The 19172-nt window shown below is 73.7% G+C and carries 18 protein-coding genes; 11 read left to right on the plus strand and 7 right to left on the minus strand.

Annotation, left to right across the window (positions count from 1 at the left end; translation table 11 throughout):
* Nucleotides 1–136: 136 nt before the first annotated feature.
* The 5 genes from ABD385_RS16370 (at nucleotide 137) to ABD385_RS16390 (ending at nucleotide 6674) form a co-directional block, all read left to right on the plus strand.
* Nucleotides 137–874, plus strand: coding sequence for a response regulator transcription factor (locus tag ABD385_RS16370; RefSeq protein WP_344576268.1), 738 nt, complete (start codon nucleotides 137–139; stop codon nucleotides 872–874).
* Complete coding sequence (locus ABD385_RS16375) at nucleotides 871–2319, plus strand: HAMP domain-containing sensor histidine kinase (RefSeq protein ID WP_344576271.1); 1449 nt, start codon at nucleotides 871–873, stop codon at nucleotides 2317–2319. Before ABD385_RS16370 ends, ABD385_RS16375 begins: the two co-directional genes overlap by 4 nt.
* A gap of 100 nt (nucleotides 2320–2419) precedes the next feature.
* Nucleotides 2420–2998: a carboxymuconolactone decarboxylase family protein gene (locus tag ABD385_RS16380; RefSeq protein WP_344576273.1), complete on the plus strand. Its 579-nt coding sequence runs from the start codon at nucleotides 2420–2422 to the stop codon at nucleotides 2996–2998.
* Complete coding sequence (locus ABD385_RS16385; RefSeq protein WP_344576275.1) at nucleotides 2995–3861, plus strand: RNA polymerase sigma-70 factor; 867 nt, start codon at nucleotides 2995–2997, stop codon at nucleotides 3859–3861. Before ABD385_RS16380 ends, ABD385_RS16385 begins: the two co-directional genes overlap by 4 nt.
* A gap of 188 nt (nucleotides 3862–4049) precedes the next feature.
* Entirely contained in the window at nucleotides 4050–6674 is a 2625-nt protein-coding gene (locus ABD385_RS16390) for a bifunctional serine/threonine protein kinase/MFS transporter (RefSeq protein ID WP_344576279.1), read from the plus strand.
* On the opposite strand, the gene ABD385_RS16395 is transcribed toward ABD385_RS16390, so the two are convergent.
* The gene (locus tag ABD385_RS16395; protein WP_344576634.1) at nucleotides 6642–6965 is read right to left on the minus strand and encodes an ArsR/SmtB family transcription factor; all 324 of its coding nucleotides are present in this window, start codon (nucleotides 6963–6965) and stop codon (nucleotides 6642–6644) included. The two genes, ABD385_RS16390 and ABD385_RS16395, sit on opposite strands and share 33 nt — an antisense overlap.
* Nucleotides 6966–7062: 97 nt before the next feature.
* On the opposite strand from ABD385_RS16395, the gene ABD385_RS16400 reads away from it, so the two are divergent.
* Entirely contained in the window at nucleotides 7063–7401 is a 339-nt protein-coding gene (locus ABD385_RS16400; RefSeq protein ID WP_344576281.1) for a putative quinol monooxygenase, read from the plus strand.
* Here the strand turns inward: ABD385_RS16400 and ABD385_RS16405 are convergent.
* The 3 genes from ABD385_RS16405 to ABD385_RS16415 all read right to left on the minus strand — a co-directional run bounded on the left by ABD385_RS16405 (nucleotide 7359) and on the right by ABD385_RS16415 (nucleotide 9526).
* Nucleotides 7359–8384 (minus strand): aldo/keto reductase, encoded by a 1026-nt coding sequence (locus tag ABD385_RS16405; RefSeq protein ID WP_344576284.1) that lies wholly within the window; start codon nucleotides 8382–8384, stop codon nucleotides 7359–7361. The two genes, ABD385_RS16400 and ABD385_RS16405, sit on opposite strands and share 43 nt — an antisense overlap.
* Nucleotides 8385–8392: 8 nt before the next feature.
* A complete protein-coding gene (locus tag ABD385_RS16410; protein WP_344576286.1) occupies nucleotides 8393–8857 on the minus strand; it encodes a MerR family transcriptional regulator in 465 nt (154 codons plus the stop codon).
* A gap of 66 nt (nucleotides 8858–8923) precedes the next feature.
* Complete coding sequence (locus ABD385_RS16415) at nucleotides 8924–9526, minus strand: nitroreductase family protein (RefSeq protein ID WP_344576287.1); 603 nt, start codon at nucleotides 9524–9526, stop codon at nucleotides 8924–8926.
* A 196-nt stretch (nucleotides 9527–9722) separates the two neighbouring features.
* Between ABD385_RS16415 and ABD385_RS16420 the strand changes: the two genes are divergently transcribed.
* Both ABD385_RS16420 and ABD385_RS16425 read left to right on the plus strand, forming a co-directional pair.
* Complete coding sequence (locus ABD385_RS16420; RefSeq protein ID WP_344576290.1) at nucleotides 9723–12113, plus strand: molybdopterin cofactor-binding domain-containing protein; 2391 nt, start codon at nucleotides 9723–9725, stop codon at nucleotides 12111–12113.
* 46 nt (nucleotides 12114–12159) lie between these two features.
* A complete protein-coding gene (locus tag ABD385_RS16425; RefSeq protein WP_344576293.1) occupies nucleotides 12160–12636 on the plus strand; it encodes a (2Fe-2S)-binding protein in 477 nt (158 codons plus the stop codon).
* A gap of 35 nt (nucleotides 12637–12671) precedes the next feature.
* On the opposite strand, the gene ABD385_RS16430 is transcribed toward ABD385_RS16425, so the two are convergent.
* A complete protein-coding gene (locus tag ABD385_RS16430) occupies nucleotides 12672–14057 on the minus strand; it encodes an MFS transporter (RefSeq protein ID WP_344576294.1) in 1386 nt (461 codons plus the stop codon).
* A gap of 174 nt (nucleotides 14058–14231) precedes the next feature.
* Here ABD385_RS16430 and ABD385_RS16435 point away from each other — a divergent pair, with 174 nt between their 5' ends.
* Together ABD385_RS16435 and ABD385_RS16440 are read left to right on the plus strand one after the other, a co-directional pair.
* Nucleotides 14232–15683 carry an aromatic amino acid ammonia-lyase gene (locus ABD385_RS16435; RefSeq protein WP_344576297.1) on the plus strand — a complete coding sequence of 484 codons (1452 nt, stop codon included), beginning with the start codon at nucleotides 14232–14234 and terminating at the stop codon, nucleotides 15681–15683.
* Between the two features lie 153 nt (nucleotides 15684–15836).
* Entirely contained in the window at nucleotides 15837–16148 is a 312-nt protein-coding gene (locus tag ABD385_RS16440) for a cupin domain-containing protein (protein WP_344576300.1), read from the plus strand.
* 106 nt (nucleotides 16149–16254) lie between these two features.
* On the opposite strand, the gene ABD385_RS16445 is transcribed toward ABD385_RS16440, so the two are convergent.
* A complete protein-coding gene (locus ABD385_RS16445; RefSeq protein ID WP_344576301.1) occupies nucleotides 16255–16839 on the minus strand; it encodes a hypothetical protein in 585 nt (194 codons plus the stop codon).
* A gap of 252 nt (nucleotides 16840–17091) precedes the next feature.
* On the opposite strand from ABD385_RS16445, the gene ABD385_RS16450 reads away from it, so the two are divergent.
* Complete coding sequence (locus ABD385_RS16450) at nucleotides 17092–18546, plus strand: AfsR/SARP family transcriptional regulator (protein WP_344576304.1); 1455 nt, start codon at nucleotides 17092–17094, stop codon at nucleotides 18544–18546.
* Between the two features lie 27 nt (nucleotides 18547–18573).
* Here ABD385_RS16450 and ABD385_RS16455 read toward each other — a convergent pair whose 3' ends face one another.
* A complete protein-coding gene (locus ABD385_RS16455) occupies nucleotides 18574–19116 on the minus strand; it encodes a CGNR zinc finger domain-containing protein (RefSeq protein ID WP_344576306.1) in 543 nt (180 codons plus the stop codon).
* Nucleotides 19117–19172 lie beyond the last annotated feature (56 nt).

The raw sequence follows: 19172 nt of genomic DNA on the forward strand, positions 1-19172 counted from the left end.
CTTCCGTGGTCGGCGCCAGCGTCGCAGCGCAACCTCTGAAGAACCTCTGAGCGACGGCCCGCCGGCCGATTCACAGGAAACTCAGAGCCGGCACACACCTCCCGCCCGCCCCGGCGGGAGGGATGCTGGAAGCACCATGCACACTCACCGCCGCCCCCCTTCCCCGCTGCACGGCGCCGACGGCGCGCCGCTGCGGGTCCTCGTGATCGACGACGAGCCGGACCTCACCGAAGTGCTCTCCGGCGCCCTGGCGGGCGAGGGCTGGGAGGTCCGCAGTGCCGCCGACGGCACCACCGCGCTCGCGCTGGCCAGGACCTTCCGCCCGCACGCCGTCGTCCTGGACTGGATGCTGCCCGACATCGACGGCCTCCAGGTCCTGCGCCAGCTGCGCCAGGAGCTGAAGACGGTCTGCGTGCTGTTCCTCACCGCACGTGACGCGGTGGAGGACCGGATCGCCGGCATCACCGCCGGCGGCGACGACTACGTGACCAAACCGTTCAGCCTGGAAGAGGTGCTGGCCCGGCTGCGCGGCCTGCTGCGGCGCGCCGGCATGGCGTACGAACCGGACGGCGACCAGCTCGTCGTCGGGGACCTGGTGATGGACGAGGAGGCCAGGGAGGTGGTCCGCGGCGGAGCGCTGATCGACCTGTCCCGCACCGAGTTCGAGCTGCTCCGGTTCCTGATGCGCAACCCCCGGCGGGTGCTGTCCAAGGCACAGATCCTCGACCGCGTCTGGTCCTACGACTTCGGCGGCCGGTCACACGTCGTCGAGCTCTACATCAGCTACCTGCGCAAGAAGATCGACGCCGGCCGGACCCCGATGATCCACACGGTCCGCGGCGTCGGCTACGTCCTGAAGCCGGAGTCCTCGTGAAGCGGCTCCGCCCCCGCACCCTGCGCAGTCAGCTCACCGCCGGCCTCGTGGCGCTGCTGGCGCTGGCCTGCCTGGCGGTCGGCGTCACCACGGTCGTCGCGCTCGAAGGGTTCCTGGTGGGCCGCCTGGACCAGCAGCTGTCCGCCTCGGCCGGCCGGTTCGCGGCGAGCCTGGAACACGAGGCCAGGCCGGACGCCGACAACCAGCCGGACACCCGCGGCCAGTCCGAGGGTACCTTCGGCGCCCGACTGCTGGCCGGCACGCCGACCCGGGCGGCCGTCGTGCGGGACCGCACCGACGCCGCGGTGCCGCTGTCCGCCGACGACCGCCGGGCACTGGCCGACCTGCCGACCGACGGCTCCGGGCACGACGTCCACCTGTCCGCACTCGGGCGCTACCGGGTCAACGCGGTCGTCGGGGACGACCGCGACGTCCTGCTCACCGGGCTGCCGCTGCGCCCGGTCGAGGAGACGGTGCACCGCTTGGAGGCGGTCGAGGCGGCGGTGTTCGGCGGGGCCCTGGTGGTGACCGGGGTGCTGGGCGCGCTGTGGGTGCGGCTGTCGCTGCGCCCGTTGCGCCGGGTCACGACCACGGCGGCGAGCGTGGCCGAGCTGCCGTTGGCCAGTGGCGAGGTCGCGATGCCGGCGCCGGTGCCGGTGGCGGACCCGCGCACCGAGGTCGGTCAGGTCGGCACCGCCCTCAACCGGATGCTCGGCCACGTCGGCAACGCCCTGGAGCGCCGCCACGCCAGCGAGGAACGACTGCGGCACTTCGCCGCCGACGCCAGTCACGAGCTGCGCACCCCGGTCGCCAACGTCCGCGGCCACGCCGAACTCGCCCTGCGGCACACCGGCCCGGTGCCGGGCCCGGTCCGGCGCTCCCTGGGGCGCATCCAGGCGGAGTCGGAACGGATGAGTCGCCTGGTCGACGACCTCCTGCTGCTGGCCCGCCTCGACGCGGGCCGCGCCCTGGAGCGCGAACCGGTGGACCTCACGCGCCTGGTGCTCGACGCGGCCGACGACGCACGGGCCGCCGGCCCCCACCACCGGTGGCTGCTCGACCTGCCCGAGACCGCGGTGACCGTGCCGGGGGACGAACACCGCCTGCACCAGGTCGTCGGCAACCTCCTCGCCAACGCCCGGGTGCACACCCCGCGGGGGACCGCCGTGACGGTGCGACTGGCCACCGACGACCGGGGCACCCGCCTGAGCGTCGTCGACGACGGTCCCGGCGTGCCCGAGGAGCTGCAACCCGACGTCTTCGGCCGCTTCGTCCGGGTCGACCACGGCCGCTCGCGGGCCGCGGGCGGCACCGGCCTGGGACTGGCCATCGTCGAGGCGGTGGTCACCGCGCACGGCGGCCGGGTCGCCCTGCACAGCCGCCCCGGACGCACCGAGTTCACCGTGACCTTCCCTCCGGCGGCGGCCGGCGCCGGCGGCGACTGACGCGCGACGGTGGGGCGGGAGACCGGTGGATGTCACGTTCGCGGGACCGGCGGTGTCTTCATGGCGAACGGCAACCACGCCGACGTCCAAGGAGGACACCATGACGCTGCGCGTCCCCAAGGCCCAGCTCCCCGCCGAGCTGGCGAAGAACCTGCTCGACCAACTCGGAGCCGTGCCCGAACCCGTCGAAGCGGCCTTCAACAACCCCGCCGTCGCCACCGCCAGTCTGGAGCTCTCCGCCAAGGTGGCCCAGTGGAACGCGGTCGACGCGAGCCTGAAGTCGTTCGCGCACATGGCCGTCGCGGCGCAGGTCGGCTGCAGCTGGTGCCTGGACGTCGGCTACTTCCAGGCACTCGACCAGGACCTGGACCCGGCCAAGGCGAGCCAGGTGCCGCGCTGGCGGCAGTCGGACGCCTTCACGCCGCTGGAGCGGGACGTGCTGGAGTACGCCGAGGCCATGACGAACACCCCGACGACCGTCACCGACGAGCTGTCGGCGGCCCTGCTCGACCGGCTCGGGGCGGCGGCGATGGTCGAACTCACCGTCTTCATCGCGTTCGTCAACCTGTCGACCCGGACCAACACCGCGCACGGCATCACCTCGCAGGGCTACGCGGACGGCTGCGACGTCCCGCTGGCCGCGCGTCCCGAGCCGTCCGGCGCGGCGCCGACCGCATGACAGCGGACCCGTTCGTCACCCACCGCAGCCTGCTCTTCACGGTCGCCTACGAGATGCTCGGGTCGGCGGCCGACGCGGAGGACGTGGTGCAGGAGTCCTGGCTGCGGTGGGCGGACGTCGACCGGGCGCGGGTCACCGACCCGCGGGCGTACCTCGTCCGGGTCGTCACCCGGCAGGCACTCAACCGCCTGCGGACGCTGTCGCGCAGTCGCGAGGACTACGTGGGCGAGTGGCTGCCGGAACCGCTGCTGACCGGCCCTGACGTCGCCGAGGACGTCGAACTCGCGGAGAGCGTGTCGCTCGCGATGCTGACCGTGTTGGAAACGCTCGGGCCCACCGAACGCGCGGTGTTCGTGCTCCGCGAGGTCTTCGACCTGCCCTACGGCGACATCGCCGCGGCGGTGGGGAAGTCCCCGGTCGCGGTGCGGCAGATCGCCCGCCGGGCCCGCACGCACGTGGCGGCCCGGCGGCCGCGGGTGCAGGTGAGCCGTGCCGAACAGCAGGCCGTGGTCGAGCGGTTCCTGGTCGCGCTGCGCACCGGGCGGGTGCGGGAGCTGATGGCGGTCATGGCGCCGGACGTGGTTCTGATCACCGACGGCGGTGGGCTCGTGCCGGCCGCGCTGGCGCCGGTCCGCGGGGTCGAACGGGTGGCGCCGTTGCTCGCGCGCGCCCACCGGGCGGCGGCCGCGTTCGGGGTGGCGCCGGTGTGGCTCAACGGTGCGCCCGCGGTCCGGCTGGACTTCGACGACGGGCCGACGGCGGTCGGCCTCGCGGTGGAGCACGGTCGGATCACCCGGATCTACGCGGTGCGCAATCCGCAGAAGCTGAGCCGGCTGGACGCGCCGGCCGAACTCGCCCGGTAGGGCGGTCGCCAGGCGGTTCGCCGGGCGTTCCGGACGGTTGCCGACCGCCCGGAACGCCCGCGGTCGCGCCCGTCGTTCGACGCGGCGTGCGCCGTCGGCACCGCCCGGGTGGGGGCGGACCGGTGCGTTCCCGAGCGGGAAGTGTGGAATCCGGTGCCGAGACCCGCGCCGTGGTCTACCTTGCCCCCGTGGACCAGTTGATCTCCTCAGACCCGACGCACATAGGCCCCTACCGCCTGATCGCCCGCCTGGGTGCCGGCGGCATGGGGCTGGTCTATCTGGGCCGTTCCGAGGCCGGGCGGACCGTCGCGGTCAAGGTGGTCCAGGCCGAGCACGCACAGCACCCGGAATTCCGCCGGCGCTTCGCCCGCGAGGTCGCGGCCGCCCGGAAGGTGGGCGGCGCGTGGACGGCGGCCGTGCTGGACGCCGACACCGACGCCGAGGTGCCGTGGGTGGCGACGCAGTACATTCCCGGTCCGGACCTGACCACCGTGGTGGCGCACGACTTCGGGCCGCTGCCGGAGGACTCCGTGCGGGTCCTGGCCAACCGCCTGGCCCTCGCCCTCCAGGCGGTGCACGAGGCGGGGCTGATCCACCGGGACCTCAAGCCGTCCAACGTGCTGGTGACCGTGGACGGCCCGCGCGTGATCGACTTCGGCATCGCGCGGGCCATGGACGGGCTCACCGGCGACAGCCTGCACACCCGTACCGGCATGCTCATCGGCTCCGCCGGCTTCATGTCGCCCGAGCAGGTCCGCGGCCTCGAACTCAGCCCCGCCAGCGACGTGTTCTGCCTGGGCGCGGTCCTGGTCTTCGCCGCCACCGGGCGGCTGCTCTTCGGCGCCGCCGAGACCGGACTGAACGCCCACCTCTTCCGGGTCGCCGAGGAGGAGCCGGACCTGACCGGCGTCCCCGCAACGCTGCTCGCCCTCGTCCGCGCCTGCCTCGACAAGGACCCGGCCGGGCGGCCCACCCTCGCCCAGGTCGCGGCCCGCACGGCCGAGGCCGCCGAGGAGGAGTGGCTCCCGGGCTCGGTGCTCGCCCAACTCGGCCGGCACGCCGCCCAGTTGCTGGACTTCGCGCCGGAAACCGCCCTCTCCGTGGCCGGCGTCGCACCCGCCGCGGAGCCGCGCACCGCGGAGCCGCAGACACCGCAGTCGACGCCCCCACCGCCCGCCTACGCCCCCACGACCCCGGCGCAGTTCGTCCCGCCGCAGGGGTTCGGCCCGCCCCCGGGCGCGGCCTGGCCCGCCCCGGTCGCCGGCCGCGGCGGGCAGCTTCCGCACCCCAGGCGCTGGTGGGGGCTGGCGGTGGTGGCCCTGGTGCAGCTGCTCGTGCTGTTCGACGCGACGTCCCTGCGCGCGGCGCTGCCGATGGTCGTGCGCGAGCTGCACCTGCCGGTCGACGACCTGCACACCATGACGACCGCGTACGCGCTGGCCTTCGGCGGGCTGCTGCTGCTCGGCGGGCACCTGGCGGACCTGGTCGGCCGCAAGCGGATGGTGGTCATCGGGCTGTCCGGCTTCGCGGTGGCCGCGGTGGTCGGCGGCCTGGCCCCCGGTTCCGGCGTGCTGATCGCGGCCCGCACCCTCCAGGGCCTCTTCGCCGCGCTGGTGTCGTCGGCCGCACTGGGCCTGGTCCTGGTCAACTTCACCGAACCGAAGGCCCGCGCCCGGGCGTTCGGCGTCTACGCCGCGACGGCCGCGGGCGGTTCGTTCGTCGGCCAGTTCGTCGGTGGGTGGTTGGCGACGGGCCTGAGCTGGCGCTGGTGCCTGTACGCCGCCGTCCCGCTCACCGTGATCGCGCTGATCGGCACGGCCACCCTGGTGCACGACCACCCGGACCGTGGCGGCCCGCGCCTCGACGTGCCGGGCCTGCTGCTCGGCTCCGGCGGGATCCTCGCCCTCGTCTACGGCTGCCAGGAGACGGCCGTCGGCGGGTGGATGAGCCCGCTGGTGCTGGTGCCGTCGGTGGTCGGCGCGGCCCTGCTCGTGGCCTTCGTGCAGTGGCAGCGGAAGGCGGCCACCCCGCTGCTGCCGCACGTCCTCGCGGACCGCGCTCGCCTCGGTGCGCTGCTGGCCCTGTTCCTGGCCGGCGTCGGCACGTTCGCCCTCCTGCCGACCCTGACCGAGCACTTGGGGGGCGTCCGCGGCTACCCGCCGAGCGCCGCCGCCGCGGCGATGCTGCCCGCGGCCGTCGCGATCGCCCTCGGCGCCACGCAGCTGTCCGCGCGCCTGCTGCACCGCGTCCCGCCGCGCCACCTGATCGTGCCGGGCCTGCTGCTCACGGCCCTCGGCATGCTGCTGCTGACCCGGCTCGGGCCCGACAGCGGGTACGTCACCTCGGTCCTGCCCGGCATGCTCCTCGCCGGCCTGGGACTGGGCATCGCGCTGATGCCCCTCTTCGCCGTCGCGACGGACGGTGTCGCCGCGCCGCACTCGGGTGCGGGCGCGGCCGTGACGAGCGCGGCCAGCCAGCTGGGTGGGGTGCTCGGCGCGGCGCTGTTCGGCAGCGTCGTCTCGGCGGCCGTCGCGGCCCGGATGGCGGCCGTGCCCGGGATTCCGCCGAGCCTCGTCGCGGCGACCGGCAACGGCCGGGTCGTCGATCTGCAGGGGCTTCCTCCGCAGCTGGCCCACGTGCTGAGCGAGGCGACGCTCGGCGGTTACGCCACCGCCCTGTGGTGCGCGATCGGTGGCACGCTGCTCGCGGCGCTCGTCGCCGGCCTGCTGGTCAGGTCCACCGGGCCCACGGGGTCCACCGGGTCCGCGGGGCAGGAGCCGTCAGGCGTCCCCGGCCCCCTCGGCGGTCAGTAGGGCCAGCAGCCCGGGGAACCGCCGCTCGACGTCGGCCCGGCGCAGGGTGGCCATCCGGCTGTTGCCGCGGTCGACCTGGCGGATCAGGCCCGCTTCGCGCAGCGTGCGGAAGTGGTGGGTCACCGTCGCCTTGCCGACCGGCAGGGCGAAGGAACTACAGGTGCGTTCCCCGCCGTCGGGCCCGGCCGCCAGTTCCCGCACGACGCGGCGCCGCAGCGGGTCGGCCAGTGCGGACAGGACGGCCCCGAGTTCCATCTCCGCGAGCGCGGGGTGCCCCTCGTCGTCGGGCATCGTCACCACCTCCAAGGTACGGCTTGCATCATACCTGGGTGCTCGTTACCGTTCCGTAGGTACGACGCGTGTCGTACCTACGGAAGCAGGAGTCGCGATGCACCAGCCGTTCACCCTCGTGGGCACCGCCCGCCCCAAGCCCGAGCGCGCGGAGGAACTGCGGGACCTCCTGCTCTCGTTCGTCGAGCCGACGCGGCGGGAGCCCGGCTGCCTGGAGTACCACTTCCACGAGGACCGCGACGAGCCGGGCGTGTTCGTCTTCTACGAGGCGTGGCGCAGCGAACGGGACCTGGACGCGCACCTGGCCCTGCCGCACCTGCGCGACTTCTGGGAGCACCGCATGGAGTACCTGGAGCGCGACCTGGAGATCCGGTACCTCACGATGCGCAGCCCCTACCCCTCCCGGTCCACGGAGGTCAGCGACATGTCCGCGTAGCGGTCGCCCGCGACCCGGCCGGCGAGCGGCTCCAGCAGCGCCAGTTCGTCGGCGGTCAGGACGATCCGGGTGGCCGCCGCGTTCTCCCACAGGCGGCTGCGCTTGCGGGTCCCGGGGATCGGCACGACGGTCAGGCCGTGCTCCCGGGCCCGCTGCTGCACCCACGCCAGGGCGATCTGGGCGGTGCTGGCGCCGTGCGCGGCCGCGATCGCGTGCAGCGGCGCCAGCAGGGCGACGTTCGCCCTGGCGTTGTCGCCGCTGTAGCGCGGCAGCACCTGCCGGAAGTCGCTGCCGGACAGGTCCGTGCTCGCGTCGGCGAAGGCGCCGGTCAAAAAGCCCCGGCCGAGCGGCGCGTACGGCACGAAGGCGACGCCGAGTTCGGCCGCCGCGGCGACCGCGCTGCGCTCGACGTCCCGGCTGAAGACCGACCACTCCGACTGGAGCGCGGCGATCGGGTGCACGGCGTGCGCCTCGCGCAGTTCGGCACCGGTGACCTCGCTCAGCCCCAGATGCCTGACCTTGCCCTCCCGTACCAGGTCGGCCATGGCGCCGACGGACTCGGCGAGCGGGACGGCCGGGTCGCGGCGGTGCATGTAGTACAGGTCGATGACCTCGACGTCCAGGCGGCACAGGCTCGCCTCGACGGCCGTCCGCACGTACGCGGGATCGTTGCGGATGGCCCGGTGGCCCGGGTCGTCGGCGCGGAACTCGAAGGCGAACTTGGTGGCCAGGGTGATCTCGTCGCGGTGCGCGGCGACGAACGGCGCGAGGAACTCCTCGTTGGTCCCCATGCCGTACATGTCGGCGGTGTCGATGAGGGTGACGCCCGCTTCGACGGTGGCTTCCAGGGTGTCCCGGGCCGCGTCCTGGTCCGTCGCGCCGTAGGCGGCGCTGATGCCCATGGCGCCGAAGCCCTGGACGCCGACGAGGGGGCCGCCGGTGCCCAGTTCGACCCGGTCGATCCGTTCGGTGGTGTGGCTCATGATGGCGCTCAGGCCCTTTCCGGCGCCCCGGGGGCGTCCGCATAGAAGTCGATCTTGGCGTCGAGCACGGTGAGGGTGTCCTGGAGTTCCGCGATGCGGGCGGCGACCTCCTGCCGGGACTGCCGGAGGATCTCCCGGCGTTCGCCGTAGGTGGCCTCGCCCCCGTGGACCAGTTCCGCGAAGCGGACCATGTCGGCCACCGACATTCCGGTCAGCCGCAGCTTGGTCACGAACGCGAGCCAGTCCAGGTCCCGGTTGCGGAACCGGCGTTGGCCCGTGTGCGACCGCTCCACCTGCGGCATCATCCCGATCTGCTCGTACCAGCGCAGGGTGTGGGCCTTGAGCCCGGTGTGGGCCGCGACCTCGCCGATCGTGTAGTGGTCCGCGCCGTCGGGGCGCGGGTGCACCGTCCCCGCGGACACGCAGGCGTCCACGGGCGGCGGTGGCGCGGGGGAGCTGTCGATCACCGTCATGTCCACCACGCTAGGAGCTTCAAGTGCACTTGAAGCAAGTGCCCCCCGGTGCCGACGGCGCTCCGGTCAGGGGTGTCGGCCCCAGTGCCCGCGGTGGACGACCTCGTCGGCCGCGCGGCGGCGGCGGGCGGTCCGGGCGCTCTGGGCGGGGACGTCGTCGGCGCGGTGGCCGACCGTGATCCCGCCGATGGGGGTGTAGGCGGCGGGCACCCCGAACTCCGTCCGGAAGGGCTCCAGGTGCTCCGGCGCGATGCCGAAGAAGCAGGCCCCGAGTCCCTCGTCGACGGCGGTCAGCAGCATCAGGAGTGCGGCCATCCCCGTGTCGATGTGCCAGTAGGGCGCCGGCCAGCGGGCCTCGGCGCGGTCCTGCCACCCCTTGTCGGGCTCGGCGTAGCGTTCGAGGTAGGCCGCCTTGTGGGCCAGCGGCACCACGACCAGCGGGGCGTCCTGCATGGTCGGGGTCTGCTCGACGCGGGTGGGCACGAACGGCCAGAAGCGGGCGCGGTCGGCGCGGTCGGTCAGGGCCAGGAACGCCCAGCCTTGGGAGAAGCCGGCGGACGGCGCCCGCAGTGCGGCGGCGAGCACCCGCTCGATCACCTCGGGGGACAGCGGCCGGTCGGAGTGGTGGCGGATCATGCGCCGACGGCGGAGGACCTCGGAGAATTCCATGCCGGCACACCTTCCCACCGAGCAGGCCCCGCCAACCAGGTCCCGTCCCCACTCCCGTGGTCAAGTGGCTGTCAAGGACGGGGAGTTGAGGATGCCTGGCGCCGGCCGGCAGGTCTCGTCGTCCCCGCTGTTTTGTCGTGCGCATGCTTTCGCTACCATCCAGTAGGTCGATCAACGATGCTCCTCGGAAGGACGGATGATGGACGTTCAGGATCGTCTGCCGACGGAGCACACCGAGGCCGCCGTCCCAGACACCCCCATCACCCAGGCGACCCCGGACGGCGCGGGGGCCCCGGCCGGGATCGAGCGCCGGAGGTTCCTCGGCTACGTCCTGGCCGCGCCGACCCTCGCGGTCGCCGCCCAGCTGGGCGAGACCGCCGCGGGAACGAGCCAGGCGCAGGCCGCGGTCGGTCCGCTCCCCGAACTCACCGAGATCTTCGACCTCAACGACATGCTGACGACCGCGGCCCTGCCGACGGCCGGCCTGATCACCATCCACGTCCACGCCGACGGCACCGCCTCGTTCGCGCTGCCGCGTGCCGAAGTGGGCCAGGGCATCACCACCTCCACCGCGATGCTGATCGCCGAGGAACTCGACCTGCCGTTGGAGAAGATCCGGGTCACCCTCGCGGACGCCCGCCCGGAGCTGCTCTTCAACCAGCTCACCGGCGGCTCCAACACCACCTTCTCCACCTACACCCCGATCCGGGTGGCCGCCGCGATCGCCAGGAAGCGCCTCCTGGAGGCCGCCGCCGAGCTGCTCGGCGCCGAACTCTCCGCGCTGATCTGCAAGGCCGGCGTGGTCACCGCCCCGAACGGGCGGAGCGCGACGTACGGTTCGCTCGCCGAGAAGGCCGCCAGCCGGAAGACCGTGCGGGTGACCGCCGACCTCAAGGACCGCTCGGACTTCTCCGTCATCGGCACCGCGCGCAACCGGGTCGACGCGCTGGCGAGCGTGACCGGCCGCAAGCAGTTCGCCATGGACCTGCACGTGCCGGGCGCGGCGCCGACCATGGTGTGCCGACCGCCCACGATCAACGGCACCGTGCGGTCGGTGCGCAACCTCGCCGCCGTCCGGGCCATGCCGGGCGTCACCGACGTCGCGACCCTCTCGACGGGCGTGGCGGTGCGCGCCCGGACCTTCGGCCAGTGCATCGACGCGGTGCGCGCACTGTCGGTCGACTGGGGGCCGGGGACGGCCGAGCGGGCGTCCGACGACACGGTGCTGCGCGAGCTGAAGGCGGCCGAAGTCCCGCTCGTCGTACCGAAGTTGAACCCGCTGGCGAAGACCGTCGAGGGCTCCTTCACCTTCCACTTCGCCAGCAACAGCGCACTGGAGCCCAACTGCGCGGTGGCCGACGTGCGGTCGGACCGGGCCGAGGTGTGGGCCGCCCTGAAGTCGCCGATCGTGGCCCAACAGGCGATCGCGGCGAAGCTGGGCCTGGCGCAGGGCGCGGTCACCGTGCATGTCACCGAAGGCGGCGGCTCGTTCGGCCGTAAGCTGTTCTCCGACGCCGCACTGGAAGCCGCCGAAGCCTCCAAGGCGATGGGCAAGCCCGTCAAGCTCATGTGGCACCGCACCGACGAGTTCCGACAGGGCCGCACCCACCCGATGGCCACCTCGCGGATCCGGGCCACGTACGCCCTGGGCAAGGTGCTCACCTACGAGCAGCGGCACACCTCCGTCTCCACCGACTTCGGCCACGGCCTGGGCGAGATCATCACCGCGACGGCCGCCAAGCTGCCGGTGGGCGACCTCACCTTCTCCGAGACCATCTTCACGCTGTCCCAGCAGTCGCCCTACGACCTCGGGCTCACCACCCAGCTCCTCAACGAGGTGGACAAGGGCTTCAACACCGGCAGCATGCGCAACATCTACTCGCCCAACGTCCGGTGCGCGCAGGAACTCATCATCGACCGGCTCGCCGACGAGATGGGCAAGGACCGCCTCGGCTTCCGCCGGCAGCTCGTCAAGAACGACCGGGCCAGGGCCGTCCTGGACAAGGTCGCCGAACTCGGTGACTGGGGACGGAAGATGCCGGCCGGTACGGCCCAGGGCCTCGCCGTGCACCCGGAGTACCACGGCGTCGTCGCGGTGCTCGCCGAGATCGACTGCCGGCCGGAGACCACCGGACGGCACGTCCCCGACGCCTACACGGGGCCGCGCGTCACCAAGGTCGTCTGCGCCGTCGACGTGGGCCTGGCCGTCAATCCCAAGGGCCTGGAGGCCCAGATGATGGGCGGGATCATGGACGGCATCGCCGTCACCCTCACCTCGGGGCTGCACCTGAAGGACGGTGCGTTCCTGGAAGGCAGCTGGGACAACTACTTCTACACCCGCCAGTGGAACACCCCGCCCGAGCTGGAGATCGTCGTCATGCCGCCGACCAGCGGGAAGCCGGGCGGGGCGGGGGAGTTGGCGGTCGGCGCCGCCGCGGCCGCCGTCGCCTGCGCGTACGGTGCGGCCACCGGCACCATGCCGACGACGTTCCCGCTCAACCACCCCGGCCCGCTCGGCTTCGAGCCGCTGCCGACCGTCCCCCCGATACCGCAATCGCCGACCGACGGCCTGGACCGCGCCTACTAGAGGCGACCGGTCGGTGGCGGCCCCTTCAGGAGCGCAAGGAGCGACCGTGCCCGAACACACCTTCATCCTCAACGGCAAGCCCGTCACGGCCGAGGTCGAGGACGACGTGCGGCTGCTGTGGGTGCTGCGCGACGTCCTGGGCGTCACCGGGCCGAAGTACGGCTGCGGCCTCGGCGTCTGCCAGGCGTGCACCAGTCACCTCAACGGCAAGGCGTTCAACCCCTGTTCGGTGCCGGTCAAGGACGTCCGGCCGGACGACGAGGTCACCACCATCGAGGGGTTGCCCGCCACCGTCGGCAAGGACCTGCACCCCATGCAGGAGGCGTGGTTGGAGTACGACGTCGCCCAGTGCGGCTACTGCCAGCCCGGCCAGATCATGGCCGCGGTCGCCAAGGTCAAGCAGGCCCGCGCCGCCGGCCGGGAGATCACCGAGGCCGACCTGGACGAGATCCGCAACGTCTGCCGCTGCGGCACCTACCACCGCATCCGCGAGGCGATCACGGACGGCGCGAAGCGCTTCTGACCTGGGGCCGCCGGCGGGGGGCGCCCCCGCCGACGTCACTCCAGGGCGGCGCCGCTGGTCTCGGGGGCCCACCGTGCGGACACCAGCGCACCGATCAACAGGACCACGGTGAGCGCCATCATGGTCGGTGCGAACCCGAGGCCGCTGAGGCTGACCGGGAGCAGGAAGGTGCCGATGGCGGAGCCGACCCGGCTCATGCCGTTGAGCAGGCCGACGCCGGAGCTGCGCAGTTCCGTGGGGAAGAGTTCGGGCGGGTAGACCTGGTCCAGGTTGGTGGCCGCCGACATGGTGAAGGTGAAGACCAGGAACAGCGGGAAGAGCACCGCGGCCGGCGCGTCGGGCCAGATGCCCATCGGCGCGAGGGACGCGGCGAGCACCGCGAAGGAGCCGATCGTCAGCCGGCGTCGGGTCAGCCCGGCCACCAGCCACAGTCCGGCGATGCCGCCCAGGAGCAGGAAGAGGTTGAGCAGCGCCTCGCTGAGGAACCCCTGACCGGCCAGGCTGATCTTGACGAGGACCAGCGGCAGGAAGGTGTAGATCGCGAAGTACGGGATCACCTGGCAGTTGTAGAACAGGACGCCGAAGGCCGTGTTGCGCCAGTGCTCGCGGCCGAAGAGCGCGCGGTAGGGCGCGGGCTTGCGTTCGGTGCGCTGCTGCGCGGCGAAGGCGTCGAAGTCGACCTGGTCGCCCAGGTACGTGGTGACGACCCGCCGGGCCTCGTCGAGCCGGCCCTTGCCGATCAGCCAACGCGGGGATTCCGGGGTGCCGATCCGTACCAGGAGCACCGCGATCGCGGGCAGCGCGCTGCTGGCCAGCAGCCAGCGCCACGCGTCGCCGCCGAGGCCGACGAGGTAGGTGCCGAAGAAGAAGGCGGCGATGTAGCCGACCGTCCACAGGACGGTGAGGGAGGCCAGCAGGCCGCCGCGGTAGCGGCGCGGCACGAACTCCGCGACGAGCGTGGGCCCGAGCGCGTAGTCGGCGCCGATGCCGAAGCCGATCAGCAGCCGCAGGACGAACAGTTCCACGGGGCCGGAGACGAAGAACTGCAGGACGGAGGCGACGGCGATGAGGAGGAAGTCGAGCATGTAGAGCCGCTGGCGGCCCATCCGGTCGGCGGCCCAGCCGATGACGATGCTGCCGATGAAGACGCCGATCAGGGCGGAGGCGCCCATCAGGCCCTGCCACAGGGCCCCGAGGTGCATCTGCGGGGCCATGGCGGTCAAGGCGATGCCGATGATGCCCAGTTGGTAGCCGTCGGAGAAGTTCGCCCCGAAGGTCAGTGCGGTGATCTTGAGGTGGAAGCGGTTGAGCGGCAGGTCGTCGAAGGAGGCGTGCGCACCGGGCGGCGCCGGGCGGGCGGGGTCCTGTTCCGGAGGTGCCGGATGGCCGGGTGCGACGGGGCGGAGCCTGTCTTCGGGCATGGCTGACCAGCTCTCCGTTCAGGGGGAAGCAGGAGCCGGGGGCCACGGACGGGGCGGGGAGGGGAGCGGCGGGCGGGCCCCGGATGCCGTGGTGTGACGGCTCTTGCCAGCGTGACGAATGGAAGGTTTCATGCAGCCTGCGAGCTGAATAGCTACTTGTCAAGAGGAGTCGCCATGCCGGAAACCGTTCCCCTCCGCATCACCGGTACGCACCTCGACTGCCACGACGTCGCGCACGCCGCACGGCACGCCACCCCCGTGGAACTCGACGAGAAGGCGCTGGAACGGGCGGCGCGCGCCTACGCGATAGCCCGGGACAGCGGGGCCAAGCGCGCGGTGTACGGCCGCACCACCGGCGTCGGCGCCAACCGGCACGCCGTCGTCGACCGGGACGCCGCCGACCAGCACGGCCTGCGCCTGCTGCGCAGCCACGCCGGCGGCAGCGGCGAGCGGCTGCCCGACGACGTGGTGCGCGGCGCACTCCTCATCCGGCTCAACCAACTGGCCGCCGGCGGCAGCGGCGTGCACCCCCGCCTGCTCCGCGCCCTCCAAACGGCCCTGACCCGCGACGCCCTGCCGCGCGTCCACGCCCGCGGCGCCATCGGCACCGGCGACCTCACCACGCTCGCCGAGATCGCCCTCACCCTGGCGGGCGAACTGCCGTACGCCCAGGGGGCGTTGGACCCCGTTCCGATCAGCCCCGGCGACGCGCTGGCCTTCATCTCCAGCAACGCCACCACGCTCGCCCAGTCGGTACTCGCCTGGCACGACCTGCGGCAGTTGCTGCGTGCCAGCCACACGATCACCGCGCTGTCCTACTGCGCCCTCGGCGGCTCACCGGAAGCGTTCGCCGAAGCGGTGCACCTGGCCCGCCCGCACCCCGGCTCGGTGGCCTGCGCCGCCGCGATGCGCCGCCTGCTGGGACTGGACGAGGACGCCCCCGCGGGCCGCCGGCTGCAGGACCCCTTCGGGCTGCGCGCCTACCCGCAGGTGCACGGACCCGCCCTGGATGCCGCCGACACCCTCGAACGCGTCCTGACCATCGACGTCAACGCCGCCGCGGAGAACCCGCTCATCGACATCGAGCGCGCCCAGGTGCACCACCACGGCCAGTTCTCCACCGCCCACCTCGCCCTCGCCCTCGACGGGCTGCGCGCCGCCCTGCACCACGCCGCCGAACTCTCCGCCGCCCGCCTGAGCGACCTGGTCGAGCCGGACCTGACCCGGCTGACGCCGTTCCTCGCCGCCGGCCCCGCCGGCAGCTCCGGCATCATGATCCTGGAGTACGTCGCGCACGACGCACTGGCCCAACTCCGGCACGCCGCCGCCCCGGTCACCCTCGGCACGGCCGTCATCTCCCGGGGACTGGAGGACCACGCGAGCTTCTCCACCCACGCCGCGCGCTCCACCACCGCCGCGGTCGACGCCTACCGCACGGTCCTGGCCTGCGAACTGATAGGCGCAGTACGGGCGTTGCGCCAGTCCCGCACGCCGCTCCCGCCCGCCCCGGTCTCCCGCGCCTTCGCCGCCGCCGCCGACCACCTCCCGTACGTCGCGGCGGACCACCCCCTCGGCGGCGAGATCACCACCGCCGAACGCCTCCTGGCCCAGCTGGCGACGTACTGACGCGGACCGGCGCCCGGCCCCGGCGAGGTTTTGCCCAACGGTCGACCAACAGCGCGCCGCCGCGCCGTACCGTCACGACATCCCTTGATCACGAACGCGGACCCCCGGTGGCTCGGACGGCCTCCTGCGGAGCGGCCCGCCAGGAGGCACGCCATGAACGTCGTCGACATCCGGAACACGGCCGCGGAACTCCCGGATGCCTGGAGTTCGCACCTGCTCGGACGGGTCGGGAGCACCGCGGTGCAGGTGCTGCGGATGGACGGACGCGGCTCGGCGCCGGAATCCCACGAGGTGGCGGAGGCGCTGCTGGTGGTGGACGGCACGCTGCGACTGGTCGCCGACGGCGCCGAGGTCGAGGTGCGTGCCGGGGAGGCGTACGTCGTCCAGGCGGGCGTCGTGCACGCCGTGCGCCCCGGCAGCAGCGGCACGCTCGTCATCGTCGAACACCTCGCACAGCCGGCCTGAGGCGCCGGCGGCCGGCCCGCCGGCGCCGGTGGGGCCGCGACCCGCGGTTCCCCACCGGCACCGGTGACGCCCCGTGGAACGGGACGCTGTCGGGCGCGGCCGGCGTTCACGCCCCCGGAATGGTCGCCTGGAACTTCTTCGTCAGATCGGCGCCGCGGACCACCCCGCCCTGGTGGTACTTCAGCCCCCAGGCATCGATCATCGAGCCGTCGGCGAACGCGCACGTGGAGGTCGCCTTCGACGGGTCGGTCTCGTTCTTCGGGCCCCAACCACCGCCGTCCGTGGGCTTGTTGCCGAACATGGCGGTGCCGTTGATGCCCTGGCAGTAGGCGATGGACGGATTGCCCGGGCTGCTCGGGCCGGCGGGCTTGCGGACGTAGGCGAGTGCGGCCAGGGTCGGCTTGTCCGCGGCCAGGGTGTCCGCGGCAATCATGATCTTGCTGCCGTCGGTGGCCGCGAAGACGCACATCTCCCGCTCGCCGCCCAACGGGGTGATCTTGTTGCCGGTGCCCGTGTAGTAGGGCACCCGCGTCTCCGCCGTACCGCCCTGCTTCTCGCACCAGGCAGCCGCCGCGGAGCGGGCGTGGGGTGCGGGTGCGGGAGCGGCGGCCGGACCGGCGGCGTTGGCCGCCACGGCGGTACCGGACACCAGGACGAGAACGGACACGGCAAGGGCAGGGGAGCGTTTCACGCTTCCTCCTCAGGGAGTGGGGTGGGGGCGGCGTCGCCGGCCGGGCGCCGCGCACCCGCCCATCCCAGCAACCACCCGGCACACCGTCAACGCACGTCACCCAAGATCCCGGCCGCCCCGACGACATTGGCGCGTTCCCCCCGACGGGGCCCGACTGACGTGCCCCGACCCGGCGACCGGATCCGGCCAGTAACGCCGGTGTAACTCCGCGGTCCACCAGAGCCGTTCGGAACCGATTAGAGTGACCGGCCGATGCCTCCCCCCATGCTGCGCATTCGACTGCTCGGCGGGTTCCGGCTGGTCCGCGAGGACGGGGCCCCGCTCGTGGAACGCTGGTCCCGGCCCGGCGCCCGGACGCTCGTCAAGCTGCTGGCCCTCGCGCCCGACCACGCGTTGCACCGCGAACAGGTCATGGCGGCGTGCTGGCCGCACGCCGAACTCCGCTCCGCGCTCGGCAGCCTGCGGGTGGCACTGCACACCGCCCGGCACGCCCTGGAACCCGAACTGCCGCCGCGCGGCGCCTCCGCGTACCTGACCACCGACGGCGACCTGCTGCGGCTGGCACCGCACACGGTACGCGTGGACACCGACGAGGCGGAAGCCGCCGCCCGGCGGGCCCTGCGCCACGGCGGGCACCGCGCACTCACCCGCGCCCTGGAGGCCCTCAGCGGCGAGCTGCTGCCCGAGGACCGCCACGCGCCCTGGGCCGAACCGGCCCGCGCACGACTGGCGCGACGCCGGGCCGAACTGCACCGGGCCCTGGCCGCGACGGGCCGCTCCCGCGACGACCGGTCCGCACGGCCCGAGGCGGACGCGGCACGGGTGCGACTGGACTGGGCGCTGCACCTGGACCGTTCGGGACGGTACGCGGACGCCGTCGCCGTGGTGCGCGAGGCCCTCGGTTCGTACGAGTGGCAAGGGCAGCGCGATGCCTGCACACTGGCCGCCGCCCGCCTGGCGGAGGTGCTCGGCCGCGGCCCGGGGGCCGACGAGGCCCTCGCCGTCCTGGCCGCCCACCCGCCTGGCCCCGGCGCCCCCGACACCATCCGGGCCGCCCACCACATGGCCCACTCGGCGGTGCTGTCCTACTGCGGCCGCTACGAGGAGGGGCTGGCGGCCGCCCGGACGGCGGAGCAGTGCGCCGCCGCCGGGGACGCCGACGACCCCGTACTGCTGGCCCGCTCGCGGGCGCAACAGACGGTCTGCCTGGGGCTGTCGGGCCTCGCCCACGAGGCGGCCGGCCCCGCCGCCGCGGCACTGGCACCGGCCGAGGCGGCCGGAGACCGGGCCCTGCTGGCCACCGTGCTGTCCGTGCTGCGGGAGACCGAGCGCCGCGCGGGCCGGTACGGCGACGCGCTGACCCACGGCCACCGCGCACTGGCCCTGGCCGAACAGGCGGGCCGCCCCACGGCCACCGCCTTCGAGCGCGCCAACCTCGCCGAACTCCACCTGCTGTGCGGCGAGTCGGCGGACGCGCAGCGCCTGGCCCTGGCCGCGGTCGAACTGGCCGAGCCGTTCGGCGGCACCGCCCTGGCGTTCGCCTTGACGGCGCTGGCCCGCGTACGGGGCGGGACGGCGCCGAACGAGGCGACCCGACTGCTGGAACGGGCCGGACGCTGCGCGGTCGACGGCGGCCACCTCCAGGCCATCGACGAAGTGCGCGCGGCCCGGGCGGAGTTGCGGGCGGCGGGCCGGACGGGTCGGTGAGCCGGCGCGGGTGCCGCGCCGCCGGCCTCACGGCTTCCGAGCGGCCTGGCGGGCGGCCTGCCGGGCGCGGAAACGACGCACCGCGTCGCGGTTCGCGCAGGCGGGGGAGCAGTAGCGCTGCCGACCGCCGCGCGTGAAGTCGCCGTACGCCCGGCCGCAGTCGAGCAGGGCGCAACGGCCGAGCCGGTCCATGCCGCGGTGGGTCAGGTGCAGGGCGGTGCCCACGCTGACCACCGCCCGCACCACACCGGCCAGGCCCAGGCCGTCGGCACGGTAGTGAACGTGCCAGCCGCCGTCGGCGTGGTCGGTCAGGCGGGGGTGTTCGGACGCGTCCGTCAGGAGCGCGTTGAGCAGGGCCGCCCGCTGCTCGGGGGTGTCGGCGTCGACCACCGCGAGCCAGCGCGGGAGGAATTCCAGGAGCTCCGCCAGGTCCCCGTCGCCCACCGGGCGGTCGATCGCCATGCCCGCGGCGACGCACCGGTCGGCGAACTCTGCTGGGGTGCACGGCGGTTGGGCGGCAAGGTCCAGGACCAGCCGGACGGGGTCTTCTCCGTAAGGGTTCTGCTGCACAAGCGTATTACAGCAGCCTGGTCCCGGAAGGCTCCAGGCTTCGGAAGGAAACCCGC

The sequence above is a fragment of the Streptomyces lunalinharesii genome (assembly GCF_039532155.1).
Lineage (GTDB): Bacteria > Actinomycetota > Actinomycetes > Streptomycetales > Streptomycetaceae > Streptomyces > Streptomyces lunalinharesii.

Excerpts from the sequence above, each read along its gene's own strand:
- ABD385_RS16405 (WP_344576284.1), bottom strand. The coding sequence starts at position 8,384 with ATGAGCCACACCACCGAACGGATCGACCGGGTCGAACTGGGCACCGGC.
- ABD385_RS16380 (WP_344576273.1), top strand. The coding sequence starts at position 2,420 with ATGACGCTGCGCGTCCCCAAGGCCCAGCTCCCCGCCGAGCTGGCGAAG.
- ABD385_RS16420 (WP_344576290.1), top strand. The coding sequence starts at position 9,723 with ATGATGGACGTTCAGGATCGTCTGCCGACGGAGCACACCGAGGCCGCC.
- ABD385_RS16435 (WP_344576297.1), top strand. The coding sequence starts at position 14,232 with ATGCCGGAAACCGTTCCCCTCCGCATCACCGGTACGCACCTCGACTGC.
- ABD385_RS16395 (WP_344576634.1), bottom strand. The coding sequence starts at position 6,965 with ATGCCCGACGACGAGGGGCACCCCGCGCTCGCGGAGATGGAACTCGGG.
- ABD385_RS16430 (WP_344576294.1), bottom strand. The coding sequence starts at position 14,057 with ATGCCCGAAGACAGGCTCCGCCCCGTCGCACCCGGCCATCCGGCACCT.
- ABD385_RS16415 (WP_344576287.1), bottom strand. The coding sequence starts at position 9,526 with ATGGAATTCTCCGAGGTCCTCCGCCGTCGGCGCATGATCCGCCACCAC.
- ABD385_RS16450 (WP_344576304.1), top strand. The coding sequence starts at position 17,092 with ATGCCTCCCCCCATGCTGCGCATTCGACTGCTCGGCGGGTTCCGGCTG.
- ABD385_RS16385 (WP_344576275.1), top strand. The coding sequence starts at position 2,995 with ATGACAGCGGACCCGTTCGTCACCCACCGCAGCCTGCTCTTCACGGTC.
- ABD385_RS16440 (WP_344576300.1), top strand. The coding sequence starts at position 15,837 with ATGAACGTCGTCGACATCCGGAACACGGCCGCGGAACTCCCGGATGCC.
- ABD385_RS16410 (WP_344576286.1), bottom strand. The coding sequence starts at position 8,857 with ATGACGGTGATCGACAGCTCCCCCGCGCCACCGCCGCCCGTGGACGCC.
- ABD385_RS16400 (WP_344576281.1), top strand. The coding sequence starts at position 7,063 with ATGCACCAGCCGTTCACCCTCGTGGGCACCGCCCGCCCCAAGCCCGAG.
- ABD385_RS16370 (WP_344576268.1), top strand. The coding sequence starts at position 137 with ATGCACACTCACCGCCGCCCCCCTTCCCCGCTGCACGGCGCCGACGGC.